Raw genomic sequence first — 14,975 nt, 5'->3', positions numbered from 1 at the left:
CACCACGCACCGCACTAAAAGACGACGCCCCAAAAGCTCGCCTCAGCCTCTTCCCGAAAGACCACCATGAGCAAACGCCCCGAAACGCACACCTTCCCCGAAGGTGTCATCACCGAGCCGCTCCCCGGCGAAGTCATTTACCCGCTCACCAGGCAGCAGAAAACCTGGAGCGACATCATGCACTTCAACCGTAACCTCGCCAACATCCTGGCGGTCGGCGGTACCCTCGAACAGATTTACCGCCGCTGGCAGTACTTCGACATCACCACCACCCCATACGGCTCCCAGCTCGGTAAAAACACGCCCGGAACCGTCACGCAGGACCGCGTTAAAGCCTACGCAGAGTTCGGCTGGTTCACCGGAGGCGTTGCCATGCGCCTAGCTGAGCTCTACGGCGGGGCGCGCCTCGAACACAACGAGGAATACTACACCGCCCTCATCAACTGCGACCGCGAGCTGATCCTCCCGCTGCTGCGCGAGGACGAACAGCTCCGCGAAGAACTCATCTGGGGTATGCTCGCCATCGAAGGTAACAGGGACGTATCCCTCACTCAGCGCGACTCCTACAAGCCTGGACAGAAGGACAACAACCCCGGCTGGTCCTGCGCCCTCATCGAAGCCACCGAAACCGGGCTGATTAGCCGTGACCGCCTCATTGACGCGCTCCTGAGCTCCCTCATGAGCGACTTCCCGGCGTACCGGGTCGGCTGGTTCTCACGCCTGGTCACCGGACTCAAACTTACCGCAGAAGAAATCGCGGCACGTCAGAGCGAATTTCTGACGCTTTTCTCCTCGCCCATCGGCCCGAGCGTAACCCTTGGCGTGCAGCATATTCACCGCCTCTGGAGCACAAACCCGCAGGTGCTGGATGCTACCGCATTCGCCTACGCGGCACCCGCCGTATGCGCCGGAACCAAAGCAAACGCACTCAAAATCCTGACCATGCTCCAAGCACTGTACCGGGAGGGCACCCTAGACGCTGCCGCCTGCGAAGACGCTGTAGTCATGGCGCTCAGCCACACCCACGCGCAGGTGCAGGCTGCCGCCCTCAAACACCTCGAAGAATGGGTTCAGGCGGGTGTCGCAGACGATGCGAACGCCGAGACTATCGTGCTTGCCGAGCGTGCCCGCGAACTCTACCGCGACTACCGTTCCCAGCTCGATCCGCTGGTTGTGGCGCAGATTCAGGAAGAGGGCTCGCCGCTGCTCGAAGATGGGTACAGCCCGGAGAATAGCCGGGGGAGCGGTACGGAAGACACCGCCCTCACTAAAACTGCTGACATTGAGGCCGCCGCCGCGGAGGCGCTCGCCGCCTCCCGCGCCGTAATCCACCGGTACTGGGACACCCCCGTGCGCCCCGTTACCGCATCTGACGTGCAAGAACGTGCCCGTGCGCTCCTGCACCATCAGGTCGCGCCCTGCGCCACCCCCGACACGCTCAACGAAGCAGACCAGCCCGAAACGCACGCCGGATGCGAGCTGGAGCTGGAACTGCTCACCGCCTACCTGCTCAGCGCCGACGGCACCGCGCAGAGCCCCAAACTGCTCGAACAGCTTGTTCCCATCTGCCTGAAAAAGCTGAACCACTGGGGTCTGGAGTGGTTCGACATGCGCGCGCACATGACGGTTCTTGCCGCCGCCGGGAAGCTGCGTGAGCGCCCGAAGGCGTCGGAAATGACCCCGAAGGAAGACCCCGGCACGGTGCCGAACCTGCACTACATGTACTCCCGCCACGCCGCGTTCTTCAGCACCGGATTCAAGGACGCCCTCGGCGTGCTACAGAGCAGGCAGAGCTACACGCCGCTCGCCACCCCTGAACTGTTCGGCGGGTGGGTGCATCCGGATACCCTGGTGCGCCGGTACGCCAAGAACCTGGCTGATGGAGCCCCCATCCTGCGCCAGGATTTCACGGCGGCACTGTTGCGTGTGCGTGTGCCGGAGGTGTTGCCTCCGTACGCTACCGACGAGCAGCGGCAGGACGCACAGAGCCGCCGCGCTGAGGCGCTGACCCTGCTTGAAAGCCTCGAAGAGCAATACGTGAAGAACGCTGGGCAGGACGCTCCGCGCTCTGCTCCTACCCAGATTCGTGTGCTCCGCTCCACCCTCGACGGCACCCTCGCCACCGGGCGCATCAATCCATACCTGGAATCCATCACGGTATCCCAGCGGGAAACCAGCTGGGGCCTTCAGCTGAACGGGGTGGCGCACGGCGCTTCCACCCCCGAGCTGAACGCTTTCCGCGGCCTCGCCACCGCCCACCACGCCGAAGAAGGACAGTACGCCCTGCTCTACCCCTCGCGGGCAGAACCGTTGGCGTACTATTGCGCCGGCAGCAACTGGTACATCTTGGACCACTCCGCCTTTGACCGCGAACTCTACCTGGCCCTGGCGGCGCACCCCGGCGCGTGGGGTCCCGCATGCGCCTTCGTGTTTGCCGCGGGCTTCTCGGAGCAGCGCGTTGAGATTCGTTCCCTTGCCGTGGAAATCATGCACCGTGTGCTGGACGACCAGCTCAGCCTTGAGGACGCCACCGCAGGGTTCGTGAACTTTGTGCCGCTGGCGATGCTGAACCGTTGGGCGCTCGCCCTCACCGACTTCGCCCAGCTGGATGCACGCCGGGCGGTGCGCTTCTTCGTGCGCCTCATACCGCAGCTGGATACCGGGGCGAACTCGCTCGGTAAGCTGCTGGGCGCTTTCAGCCAGGCGTTGGCGACTCTCGACCCCGCCACCCGTGCGGAGCTCGTGGATGAGCCGCTGCGTGCCTGGTTGGGTACGCTGACCGGTTCTTCGCAGAAGGCGCGGTACGCCCGGAATATCCTCAAGCAGGTGCAAGGCTAACCGCCCCGCCCGCACCCGTTCAACGTTTCCGTTCAACTCTTCACAACCATTCACCATCAACTCCGAAAGCAGGTACCGATGACTGATACCGACCAGCCGCATAACGCAGGGGAGCGCACCCTTGAAGAGCGCCGCGCCGCCCTCAAAGCCCTCATGGCGGCAGAATCAACTGACGTGCAGGAATACCACGCCGTCATCACCGGCGCCACCGAGGAGGAGCGCGCATCCCTCGCCCGAACCCTCACCCCCAGGAGCGTGATCGGTAGCGACCACATTAACCGCACCCCGCTCGCCGCCTATGTTGCCGGGGCGCTCGTGCGCACCCCCGACGGCGACCCCTGGGAATACCACCGCTCCGCCGGCCGCGCCATGCGCACCCTGCTCTGGCGTGGGAGCCCGGACCAGCAGCTGATTGACGCGTTCCTGCTCGGCGCCACGGAACGCCCCGACGAGTGGATTCTGCGTTTCATTGAGGGGCTACCCAACTCATGGGCTCGTTCGAAGAAGATTTGGGAAACCTGCTACACGCTACTTCGCGCCCGTAACCTGAGCTGCGATGCTCCCGAATACCTGGTTCTTTTCCTGCACGAGGCCCTGCCCTGCGTGAAGAAGGGAAGCACCAGCAACCATGCCCAGCTCAAGACCTTCTTCACCCGCGACATGACCCTGCTCGACCAGGAATTCTGGGCGGTCTTCCGCACCGAAGGGGTGCTCTTCAAAGGCTACGGCAACTACATGGGCGAAAGCGCGGAACTCTGCCGCCTCATGGGCGAATACTTCGACATTCGCGACGAGATTCTGGACGCCCTGCTGCGCGGCCTGACCAGCGATTTCAGCGCCTTCAACTCGGCAGCGTTCCACTCCGTCTACACCGACTTGCAGCCCACCGACGCAGAAAACCGGGCTCGCCTCGGGCAGCTCATGGCTGTTCTCACCGCAGAGCCCAGCGCCTCCCTCGGATTCGCCCAGGCCATGCTGCAGAACGTCCTCAAAGCCTGCGCACCCGCCGCCCTGCAGAAGGCACCCGACCTGCAGCCCCTCGAACAGATCGACCTGGAACAGCTCATCGACGCACTCGGCGCGAACCTCTACCGCACCGAAAAGAAGATTCAGCGCGGCGCCCTGCGCCTGCTCAAGCTCATCGCCACCCAATACGCTGGTTTGAGCAAAGCCAAGCGCAAGAAGACGCAAACCGCCGAGCAGGTGGCGCTCGCCAACTATGTTGCTGACCGCGTCCTCGAAGCTTACGAGGTGCTGCCCCTGGAACTGCGCGGTGCCGCGGAAGCCTGCCTGCCCGAAGACCGCCTACCCCAGGCGGAAGAGGCGGAGGCGGCGGGCGCCTCCGTAGAGGTGCCGCCGGTGCTGCTACCCGGCGTTGAGCACCGAGAACCCGTCGCGTCCATCGCGGACTTGAATGAGTTCTGCACCCTCATTACTGAGGAATCGAACACCACCTCGGGTCGAATTACCGGGGACGAATCTCCCAGCACCCGGGGAGAGAACCTGGCGCGCCTTTACTGCTTTGCCGCGACCGCTCAGCTTGCACCGGTGGAACAGCAGCAGCTTCGTACCCTGCGTAAGATTGCCAGCGAATATTACTACAACAACGTCGCGTACATGCCTGCGCTGTGCGCCGTGTTGGAGGCTAACGCCGAGGCCGCGGGATACGAGTCGTGGGAGCTACCCGAGCTGACGCCGCTCCTGCAGTATTCCGACCGTAGTGAGATGGTTGCACGAGCCCGCCCGAGTAACGCGCTCCTGAGCAAGGAAGAGATGATACGTCTGACTATTCAGAATAAACACCATCTCTGGAATGCTGACTACAAGCCGTTGAAGGGATACCGCGACCTCTATGAGATCTTCCGTGAGCAGATGCGTGCCGTCGCCGCCGGGGGAGAGTACCACACGGAAGGACGCACGGTGCGTCTGCTGAGCGCCCCGCTACCCGCCCGTCAGCTGACCTACAGCGACTGGACTTATCGCACTGTTTCTGGCATGGATATGCCCTGGAGCGGCTTCAACCGTGGTCTCGACAATGAACGGGTCTGGGAATACCAGGAGGCCAGCAGGTCGGGTCATCTCCGCGAGGCAGGCTTCGAAAACTTTAACGTTGAGGAATTCGTGAAGTACCAGCCCATGTGGCAGGTCAAGGGCGACATCGTGGATACCGCAGATGAGGCGCGCGAGGCGCTGAGCCGTGCAACCGCCGGTATGAGCCCCGAGGAGTCCATCGCCTACGAGGCTCTTAACACGGTGTTTATTCCCTTCGTATATCTGCTGAATCTCGACAGGGTTGACAGCTGGCTGGGTGACTTCCTCCCGGCACTCACCGAGTGGTCCTCCTGGCTGCTTCAGAACAACCCGGACCTGCTCTCTGCATACTTCCTGTTCGCCGCTTCGCAGTGCATTGAGGAGAAGACCGTAACCCCCGTCCCCGTGCTCATGCGTGCGTTGAGGGAGTCCACCGTGCAGGTGGGCGCCCCGACCTGCACCCTGCTCGGTTATGTGGCGAGCGCGAAGAACCCTGAGTACCGTCTGGCGGCGGCAGAGGCCATTGCGGCACTCTTTGAGGCGGGCCTGCTGGATGCATCCACCTTCGCAGAGACCCTGAAGTGGGCTCTGGAGGACGGGATGGTCCTTGCGAACCGCCTGGTGGCGACCCTGCGTGAGGTGTCGGGTATCGGTGTTCTGGCGGGTTGGCGTGTGCTGCAGGTTCTGCGCCTGCTGCTGCCGATGGTTGGTGAACTGACGAAGGGCGGCGACTATGTGCGCCTGGCGGTGGAGCTTGCCGAACTGTACGGCACACCGGTTGAGATTCCCGCCGAGCTGGAGCCGAAAATGAAGGGCTCTACCGTGCTGGCGAAGAGCCTGCGCGCCCTGGCTGCGGTGACCCCGCGCGTGACTGAGGAGGCGCTTGCCGCCCGCGAAGCCGCGCTCGCCCTGCTGGGTGAGAACGGTGCCTAATACTGTGCCTGAAAGCGTGCATCCTGCGGCGCCTGCGTGGAGCGCCGAATACCTGCAGGAGTTCCTGTGGCGTATTGTGCCGGGTCGTTCCATGCGTTCTATGGATGATGAGGCGATTGCCGAATTCTTGAGGGAGCATCCGGAACACTGGGAAAAAATCTGGGCGCTGTTTACCGTGGAGGGCGCCATGCCCTCGAATGGTTTTGCGATCTGGTTTATTTATGATGCTCAGCTGACCATCTGCGGTCATGATTTGCTGGTGTATTTGGCGGAGCGTTTTCCGCAGTATCGCGCCCGGATTGAGGAGGAATGTGTTCATGCGTTGCTGCGTGATTATGCGCCGCAGAACGCCCGCGTTTTCTCACGTGCCTTTGAGGCTCTGACGGCGGTTCCGAAGGGGCTGCGCGGTGCTGAACGTAAGCAGGCTTTGGTGGGCCAGGCGCAATCCTATGCTCGGCACGGTGCGCTGATTCCGGCGTTGTTGGCTTCGCCGGTGGCGACCACGGCTGCTGTGGGTGCGCAGATGCTGCAGAGTGTTCTGCAGGTCTGCGCGCCGTCTGGCGGTTCTGCCCCTGCCGGTTTGCTACCGCTGACTGCTGGTGAGCTTCAAACCCTGGTGGCGGAGGCTCTACCTGCCGTCGCGCAGTTGCTGTTCCGGCGTGAGAAGAAGCTGATGACTGCCGGTTTGAAGGTGCTTGAGTTGAGTGTCCGGGCGGTGCCGGAACGTGCCGGGGAGGTGTCTGCATACGTGCAGGATGCTGTGGAGGTTCTTCCTCTGGAGCTCAAGGACCGCGCCCAGAAGCTGTGCCCTGGCACTGTGTCCAGCCAACCCGGCTCGATTCAGCCTAGTTCGATTCAACTCAGTTCGATTCAGCCCGCCTCAGATCAGCCGCCCCATAGCGTGCAGATCCCGGATGTCCCTGCCCTTGGACTCTCAGCCTCTGAGCTGAATAACGCCCTCAAAGCAACACCGCAGGCTGGGCGCGCCTCCGAAGCTACCCGGGATGCTATTCGCGACGACCGAGACTGTGAAGAGCTGCTGTTCGCCCTCTACCACCTCAACGAGAGGGAGCAGTCTGTCCGCCGCATCCCGGCGCTGCTGAGCTACCTGCATCGGGCGCATCAGGAGGGGCGAATCATTGAGCTCAGTCCCGCTTTTCAGAAGCATCTGCGCCGCTACCTGAGCCGTACCTGGCATGACGTTTGCGACCAATTGCGCTACCTCGCCTACCGGCTGCTGGTCCAGCATGTACACGCCGCAGACCCTGACCCGCAGACGGCACTTGCCGAGCACACGGGCCGTTTTCAGGGTGCTGATTTTCATTTCAGGGGGTACCCGCGCAAGGGTAGTGAATATTGGGCGTACCGTTCGCCCACGGCGCTATTCCACGAGCAGCTTCGTGTTGCGTTCGGGGATCAGCCCTATAGCAGTGAGGGTGCGGCTGGGCAGGGCTTTGCGCCTCTGCTGGCTGAGCCGCTGCCTGCGGTGGAGCGTTCTTTTGAGCGCACGGTGATTCGTTTCAAGTCGTACCGTGAGGCGTTTCCGAAGGTTCTGCACGGCGAGTATGAGGTGAATGATTCCACCTATGAGCTGTGGCAGGTGCCGGGGGAGGAGCTAGCCACGGAGCGGAGCACGTTCACGGCGGCGGCATACACGGTGGCTGGTGCCTGTGCGGAGTATCCGGGGCGTTCCCTGGAACATGCCGAGGTGCCGTCTGTTGCCCTGGTATGTGGCTGGTACGCCTGGGCGATGCGCCACAACCCGGACCTTCTGGCGGCGCAGTATAAGCCGCTGCTGAGCGTGTATCAGTTCTCTCGTCTCCACGGTTTTGAGGAGGTTCTGCAGGCGCTCGGTGCGGCGGAGCGTGCTCTGGGCATGCCGTCGTATAACTTCCTGGCGTGGGCTTCTGTGGTGCATGCCCCGGAGCGTCGCGCATTGACGGCGGAGACGATTGCAACCCTCATAGACCGCGGCAACTGGGATGCGCACCTTTTCGCCAGTGAACTTGAGTACCTTCTGGAACACGGCTGGTTTGGGGTGAATCGTCTGGTACAGACGTTGAACGATGCCGCTTCGCTGAGCCCTTTGGCGGGGTGGTCTGTCTTCCAGACGGTGCGCCAGATTCTTCCGTTAGTTCCACAGGTGAGGCAGGGCGCTCCCATTGTGAAGCTTGCGCTGGAGCTTGCCGAACTGTACGGCACGCCGGTTGAGATTCCCGCCGAACTGGAACCAAAGATGAAGGGCTCCACGGTGCTGGCGAAAAGCCTGCGCGCCCTGGCTGCGGTGGCCCCGCGTGTGACCGAGGAGGCGCTTGCCGCCCGAGAGGCCGCGCTCGCACTATTGGGCGAGTCCTAGCCTGAAAAACCTACCTGCTGGTGAGGCCACTTGCCCCTTAGCTAGAGCCTCACCGGCGGGTGGAAAACCCCAAGCATGCTTCGGTGACGAAACGGCTTGACCGCCGTCGCGGGGCGGGAGTACTCTATAGGTAATGGCGGATCATGAAGAGTCCTACTTTCTGAAATATCTTTTTCTTATATTTGTCGGATTCTTCGCTTCCCGCCATTTTTCTTTTAACCGCCGTTCCCACCGCGATGACGGGGCGCAGATGACTGGCGAGCCCCGAACGGAATGACGTAACCGCCTGTTGCCTCGCGAATACGCACCCTGCAGGTCACCGATGACCAAACGCAACGACAGCCCGCGCCCACGACGCTACGATAAGAACATAAACACACCACCGACGGTGACAGTCGGGTGAGACCAACGGAAAGGACGACCCGTGACCACTCCCTACGACGCATCCCCCTACCTGCAGGAATCACCCTACCTCAACGAGTCCGCATACCTTCACGGCGAAGCGCCCGAAGGCCTTAGCCCCCTCGTGCGCCTCATCCTGATGCGCCGCTACGGCGTGTACGTCTTCACCGACCTGTACGGCCCCTACTACCGTTCGAACTACTCGAGCATTAACGAGCGGCACCAGGCCGGCGTATTCGACACCGACCTGGGGCGAGTATCCGCCCTGAGCAATTGCGGCCTGACCCTCAGCGAGGAATCTCTCGCCCAGGCGCTGAAGGTCAGCACCAACGAATTTGCCCTGTTCTTGACCATCTGGTCCTACGAGTACGGGTACCGCCCCGGCCGCGTGTTCCGCCGCGACTTTGATCTGCGCGCCCTGACGCTCACCGAGGAGCAGCGCTACACCGAGCAGATCATGCACTACCTCTCCAACCCGTACTACAACCCGGACGGCACGGAGCGCATCGTTGGTGGCCTGCCCGAGAACTACGTGCCCTACGAGTGGCAGCAGCCGCTGAGCCGCACCAACCTCATCGGTATGGAACGCAATCGCCGCCACCTGCAGATGGTCAGCGGTGTGCAGAACGCCCTGATTATGGCGGGTGCCCTCTACCAGCAGCTGCTCGGTCAGCAGCAGGCGTACAACCAGACCGACCAGCGCGACCTCGTGGCGCTGCGCCGTTTCCTCGCCCAGCATGATGCGCTGCCGGCTGCCCGATCGGAGAACTCCAGCCGCGAGAACCGTGTGTTCATTGCCGCATGCCTGCACCCCGAAGACGCTGAGCGCCTGCGCACCATGAAGGAGGCGCTCGCCCTCGCCGCCGCCTACTCGCGTCTGCGTTTCAACGGCACGGTGGGCGACCTGAGCCTGAGCACCGCGCCGCGCCTGAAGCTGCGTCGCAACGAACGCACCCGCATCGCGCACCTGCTCAACCGCATCATTGAGGCTGACCCGGTCGGTGCCCGCTACGACAGCGCGCCCGCCGCTGAAATGTATAAGCGCCTCGTCAAGGCGATTCACCCCGGCGACTACCCGTCGCTGACCGCGCTGAGCCGCTGGGCTGACGACCTGTACCGCGGTGAGGTGTACAGCTTCGAGTCGCTGGTGGACCGCGCTTACGCCACCCGGGATGCGCAGAACGTGGCACGTCTGCTCTCCACCCGCCCCGGCGTGTTTGCGCGCCAGCTGGTGCGCGCCCTGACCGCTTTTGAGGCGCCGCGCTACGGCATCGACACCGCACCGAGCCCCGGCCAGCAGGTCATCTTTGACGCGTTCGCCGCCGTGGCGCCGCGCGTGTCCGCACCCATCCTGGTGCAGATCCGCAACCTGGTGACCCTGCAGCGCAACGCGCTCGCGAACCCTCCGAAGGAACGCCCCGCCAACCCGGTGGCGGTGCAGGAGGAGCAGGAGCTCGCTGACTACGCGCGCCGCAACCCGGAGGGCGTCGCGAGGGTTCAGAACATTATGCAGAACGCGGGCATCCCGAACCCGCTGGGGTCGTTCTTTGGCGATAATTCCGGCCCGGAGAACCCGATGCGTTCTATCCCGGTCGGTTCCGACCCCTCTACGAGCCAGCGTGAGGAGCGCCGCGCGGCGTCCGCTCAGAAGGCTCAGCCTGCCGCGCCGCAGCGCATGAACCTGTCCAAGACCGGTATCGCCACCATGATTCCGGCGCGCGAGTACAGCCCGGTCGTGTTGGACCTGCTGGAGCGCCTGGCTGAGATTGGTCTGTCCGGTCGCCTTGCCGAGACCAGCATCTACCTGCCCGAGCAGGTGGGCGATATGGTCATGCCGTTGAACACCCGCAGCGCCCGCCCCTCCCTGGACGGCATGGGCCGCTACAACACCTCCACGGTGCACCTGCCGCCCACCGGCGTGATTCGCCTCTTCTGCTTCTGGGATGAGGGCGTGGACATTGACCTGTCGCTGATGATGTTCGACGCCGAAGGCAACTACATGGACAAGATCAGCTATTGGTCGCAGACCGCGAAGAACAGCCAGGGCGCCATTTACGCGCACCACTCCGGTGACATTACGGACGGTACCGGCGGCGCCTGGGAGTACATCGACATTGAGGCGCGCAAGGCGCTCAAGGCGGAGGTGTGCTACCTCGTGCCGGTGGTGCAGCTGTACTCCGGCTTCGGGCAGACAAGTACCCTGGATGCGGTGAATGACCTGCAGGCGGGCTTCATGGCGGTGCCCGCTGTGGGTGTGGGTGAGGTGCATGAGGTGAGCCAGGTGCACACTAAGTTCGCCCTGCGCGCTGAGAGCCGCGGCGTGCTGCCGTTCATCGTGGACCTGCAGAACCGCGACCCGTACGACATTCCCGATGAGACTGACGCCATCGTGAAGGTGACGGATATTGGTCTTGCCCGCGGCATTAACGTGCTGCAGTCCGGCGCGAATATCACCGCTGTGCGTGAGCACTTCGACTGGGCGCGGCCCATGACGGTGCGCGAGTACCTGCACCTGACCGGTGCGAAGCTCGCCCCGACCGCTGAGGAGGCGCAGGAGGTGCTGGAGGCGACGGTTCCGTCGCTGGCGGCACTGTACGTGGGCTTCGAGGCGGATGAATCTTCGGAGGAGTACGAACCGCAGAGTCAGCGGTAGCGCGGCATAGCAAAAGGGTGGAGCCCCGGATAGCAACTATCCGGGGCCCCACCCTTTATCTCATGCAGTTCAGAACCAGAACCTTACGGGCGGTTCTCAGGAGCCAGCGACTCCTCAGTAGCAAAAATCAGGGTCTGCTTCTTACCGCGCGCACCCACCGCCGGGGTTTCCAGCAGCAGCTCCGCGTTCAGGTCCTCAGCGTCCAGCTTCGCGCCAGCCAGCAGGCGGCTGGTCGCATCCTGCTTATCCTCACCGGTGATGAGGAAGAAAATATGACGCGAATTATTGACGATCGGCAGGGTCACCGACACACGCTCAGCCGGAGGCTTCGGCGAATCAGAAACCATCACGGTCACAGCCTTACCGCCCTCAACCGGATCCTCCGGCAGACCGGTACCCAGCAGAACCTGCTTACGGCCCGGGAACAGGGACGCAATGTGGCCGTCCGGGCCCATGCCCAGCAGGGTGATGTCAAAGACCGGGGCGGGCCACTGGCCGCCACCACCGCAGCCTCCGCCGCCGCATCCGCAACCACCGGCGGATTCGGAAGCCTCAGCCGCCTCAGCGTCAAATTCGTCCAGGGTAGTCTCTTCGATGGACTGCTCGGGTGCGGAAGAACCGCAACCACCGCCACCGCAACCACAGCCGCCGGAACCGCCGTGCTCGTGACCTGCGCCGCCACCGTGACCGCCAGCCAGCGGCAGTTCGGTTGCGCCCTCGGGCATCTGCACGCTCACAGCCGGTGCGGAACCGGCGTAGTCGCGCATCTCAAAAGCGTAGTGCTCGGCGGCAGCCTCAAGGCCGGTGAAAATATCGGATGGGCCCATGCGGTGCACATTGCCCACGACCAGGCCGTGCGACAGCAGGGGAGCGAGCAGCGCCTCAATAGCCTGACCGTCATTACGTTCGGGGCTACGCTCGGGCACGTAACGCTCATCGGAGAACCAGAAGTGCACGCGCGACCAGTCAATATCCTTCACGCGCTCGTTCTCAGCCCACGCCTTCAGGGTGGCGATACCCATGGTGCCGCCGGTCAGCGAAATGTGGGCGATAGTGCGCTCAGAGAGCACGTGCTCAATGATGTCGAGGATGCGGGTCACCGCGTCCGCTGCGAGAGCTTCGCGGGTCGGGTGCGCCACCAGGACGGGGGTGGATGCGCCCATGTTCTGAATCTTAGGCATCGAAAACCTCCGGGTATTCTTCGAGGTCCAGCATATCTTCGGGCTGGCAGGTATCGTCCACGAGGGTTACGGTGCGCAGCGCCTGCTTCAGCACGTCACCGTAGGTGTCGTCCGGGTCCAGGCGGCGCAACTCCTCTGAGATGCACTCGGCGAGGGTACGCACCGGCAGCGCAATCTGCTGATCGGGCGCGTACGGGGTGGAGATGGTCGCCACGGAAATACCGGGGCGGAACATCGTCACGGAACCGTCTTCACGCTCAATGCTGACGCGGTACAGGCCGCGGTTTGCCGCGCCAATGGTGGCGAGGTGCACGGGTGCTTCAAGCTTCCAGCCGAGCCACGTACCGAGCAGCACCACGGACGGGGACTTGCTCGAACCCCACACAACCACGCGGCGCACGGGGGAGGAAGGCATCTGCTCCATGAGCGCTGCCAGCTGGGTGCGCCACAGGGTGAGGCGCGTCCATGCCAGGTCGGTGTCGCCTGCACGGAATACGTCGGTGAGCTTACGCAGCGCTTCCTTCGGGTCGTCGGCGCGTGCAGAGTCGGTAATGCGACGCTGCGCGATACGACCGATGGAGTGCTGTGCCGGGTTCTCGGGTACCGAGTGCGGCCACCAGACCACAATCGGGGAGTCCGGCAGCAGCAGACCGGAGATCAGTGCTTCGGTCGGGCGGGATGCGCTACCCCAGCCGCGCAGAACAATCATCTCGGATGCGCCGGTGTCGCCGCCGAGGTGGATTTCTGCATCCAGCTGGTCGGGGTCGAGCGGGTCGTGAGAGATGTGCACAATAATGCGGCTCGGGTGTTCGTGGGAGGCACGAATTGCGGCGCGCATTGCTTCGCGGGAGTGGCCCTTTTCCGCGAGAACAACGAGGGTGAGAACTCGTCCGCTGCTGAGGCTACCGTTGGCGGCAGTCAGGTGGCTCAGTTCCTTGTTGATAGCGGAAACGGTGGTGTTATGCAGGTGCGAGATCACGGGCGCCTCCAAGCGCGGTTGTCACGCTCAAGCATCTCGTGTGCTGAACGCGGACCCCACGAACCGGACTCGTAGGGTTCAGGCTTAATGCGGTTTTCTTCCCAGTACTCTTCGAAGGGGTCGAGGATCTTCCAGGAGAGCTCAACTTCTTCGTGGCGGGGGAACAGCGGCGGCTCGCCGAGCAGAACGTCCAGGATGAGACGCTCATAGGCTTCGGGGGACTCTTCGGTGAAGGAGTGACCGTAGCCGAAGTCCATGTTGACGTCACGGATTTCCATCTGGGTGCCGGGCACCTTCGCGGAGAATCGGATGGTCATGCCTTCGTCGGGCTGCACGCGGATGACGATGGCGTTCTGACCGACCTGCGGGTTTTCACGTTCGCCGAAGAGACGGTCGGAGGACTTCTTGAAGACCACGGCGATTTCGGTGACTCGGCGGCCCAGGCGCTTGCCGGCGCGCAGGTAGAAGGGGGTGCCTTCCCAGCGGCGGTTTGCGATGGAAACCTTCAGCGCTGCGAAGGTTTCGGTGCGGGAGTCTGCGGGGATGTCGTTCTCGTCGAAGAAGCCGTTGACGTGTTCGCCACCCTGGTAGCCTGCGGCGTACTGACCGAGCGCGAAGGAGTTCGGCAGGTCGTCGATGCGGACTGCTTCGAGGACCTTCGCCTTCTCGGCGCGCAGGTGCTTAGCGTCGAGGCTGAGGGGCTCTTCCATAGCGGTGAGGGCGAGCAGCTGCAGCAGGTGGTTCTGGATGACGTCGCGGGCCGCTCCCACGCCGTCGTAGTAGCCTGCGCGGGAGCCGATGCCGATGTCTTCAGCCATGGTGATCTGGACGTGATCCACGTAGTGGGAGTTCCAGAGGGGCTCGAACATCTGGTTGGAGAAACGCATCGCCAGGATGTTCTGAACGGTTTCCTTGCCTAGGTAGTGGTCGATGCGGAACACGGCGTCGGGCGGGAAGACTGCCTCCACGATGGAGTTCAGCTCGCGTGCGCTCTCAAGGTTGTGGCCGAAGGGCTTCTCAATGACCACGCGGCGCCAACCGTCGACAGGGTTGACGGTGTCGTTATCGCGCGATGCGAGGTCGTGTTCGGCGAGCTTGGTGAGGACCTGCTCGAATGCCTTCGGGGGAATCGACAGGTAGAAGGCGTGGTTGCCGTGAGCGCCACGCTCGTCGAGTTCAGCGAGGGTGTTCTTGAGCTTTTCGAAGGCTGCGTCGTCGTTGAAGGCACCTTCAACGAATCGCATGCCCTGCTGGAACTGGTTCCATACGTCCTCGCGGAAGGGGGTGCGGGCGTTTGCCTCAACAGATTCACGCACGTAGGAGCGGAAGTCGTCATCGCTCCAGGGGCGGCGGCCGAAGCCGACAAGGCCGAAGCTCGGCGGGAGCAAACCGCGGTTCATGAGGTCATACACTGCCGGAAGCAGCTTCTTGCGGGCCAGGTCACCGGTTACGCCAAAGAAGACGAGCGCGGACGGCCCCGCAATGCGGGTAATGCGGCGGTCGCGAGTGTCCCTGAGGGGGTTCGCTTCATGACCGATAGTCACAATATATTCCTTTGATTGCCTTGGTTGGTTCGTGCGGCGCGCGGTTCGTACCTTGTCG

7 protein-coding genes are annotated in these 14,975 nt (G+C 63.2%); 4 read left to right on the top strand and 3 right to left on the bottom strand.

The genetic code is table 11. The annotated features are described in order from the left end of the window. Positions 1-66 precede the first annotated feature (66 nt). The 4 genes from RWZ58_RS07010 to RWZ58_RS06995 all read left to right on the top strand — a co-directional run bounded on the left by RWZ58_RS07010 (position 67) and on the right by RWZ58_RS06995 (position 11,213). Positions 67-2,838, top strand: a complete 2,772-nt coding sequence (locus RWZ58_RS07010) for a DUF6493 family protein (RefSeq protein WP_314658139.1) — start codon at positions 67-69, stop codon at positions 2,836-2,838. A gap of 78 nt (positions 2,839-2,916) precedes the next feature. Beyond that, positions 2,917-5,802: an endonuclease gene (locus RWZ58_RS07005; protein WP_314658138.1), complete on the top strand. Its 2,886-nt coding sequence runs from the start codon at positions 2,917-2,919 to the stop codon at positions 5,800-5,802. A 4-nt stretch (positions 5,803-5,806) separates the two neighbouring features. Then, positions 5,807-8,158 (top strand): DUF6493 family protein, encoded by a 2,352-nt coding sequence (locus tag RWZ58_RS07000; protein ID WP_314658137.1) that lies wholly within the window; start codon positions 5,807-5,809, stop codon positions 8,156-8,158. A 424-nt stretch (positions 8,159-8,582) separates the two neighbouring features. Continuing rightward, complete coding sequence (locus tag RWZ58_RS06995) at positions 8,583-11,213, top strand: hypothetical protein (RefSeq protein WP_314658136.1); 2,631 nt, start codon at positions 8,583-8,585, stop codon at positions 11,211-11,213. Positions 11,214-11,296: 83 nt separating this feature from the next. Here RWZ58_RS06995 and RWZ58_RS06990 read toward each other — a convergent pair whose 3' ends face one another. The 3 genes from RWZ58_RS06990 to zwf are packed head-to-tail and all read right to left on the bottom strand — an operon-like array spanning position 11,297 to position 14,917. Continuing rightward, positions 11,297-12,394, bottom strand: coding sequence for a 6-phosphogluconolactonase (locus RWZ58_RS06990; RefSeq protein ID WP_314658135.1), 1,098 nt, complete (start codon positions 12,392-12,394; stop codon positions 11,297-11,299). After that, positions 12,387-13,373 carry a glucose-6-phosphate dehydrogenase assembly protein OpcA gene (locus RWZ58_RS06985; RefSeq protein ID WP_070643240.1) on the bottom strand — a complete coding sequence of 329 codons (987 nt, stop codon included), beginning with the start codon at positions 13,371-13,373 and terminating at the stop codon, positions 12,387-12,389. The genes RWZ58_RS06990 and RWZ58_RS06985 overlap by 8 nt, the downstream gene beginning before the upstream one ends. Then, entirely contained in the window at positions 13,370-14,917 is a 1,548-nt protein-coding gene (zwf, locus tag RWZ58_RS06980) for a glucose-6-phosphate dehydrogenase (RefSeq protein WP_303949989.1), read from the bottom strand. The genes RWZ58_RS06985 and zwf overlap by 4 nt, the downstream gene beginning before the upstream one ends. Between the last annotated feature and the right edge of the window lie 58 nt (positions 14,918-14,975).

The sequence above is a fragment of the uncultured Rothia sp. genome (genome assembly GCF_963544205.1).
In the GTDB taxonomy this organism is placed as follows: domain Bacteria; phylum Actinomycetota; class Actinomycetes; order Actinomycetales; family Micrococcaceae; genus Rothia.
Note: the sequence above shows the minus strand (reverse complement) of the source record. Positions and strands in the feature narration are given on the sequence as shown.

Coding starts and splice junctions, on each gene's coding strand:
- RWZ58_RS06990 (WP_314658135.1), bottom strand. CDS start 12,394: ATGCCTAAGATTCAGAACATGGGCGCATCCACCCCCGTCCTGGTGGCG.
- RWZ58_RS07010 (WP_314658139.1), top strand. CDS start 67: ATGAGCAAACGCCCCGAAACGCACACCTTCCCCGAAGGTGTCATCACC.
- RWZ58_RS07005 (WP_314658138.1), top strand. CDS start 2,917: ATGACTGATACCGACCAGCCGCATAACGCAGGGGAGCGCACCCTTGAA.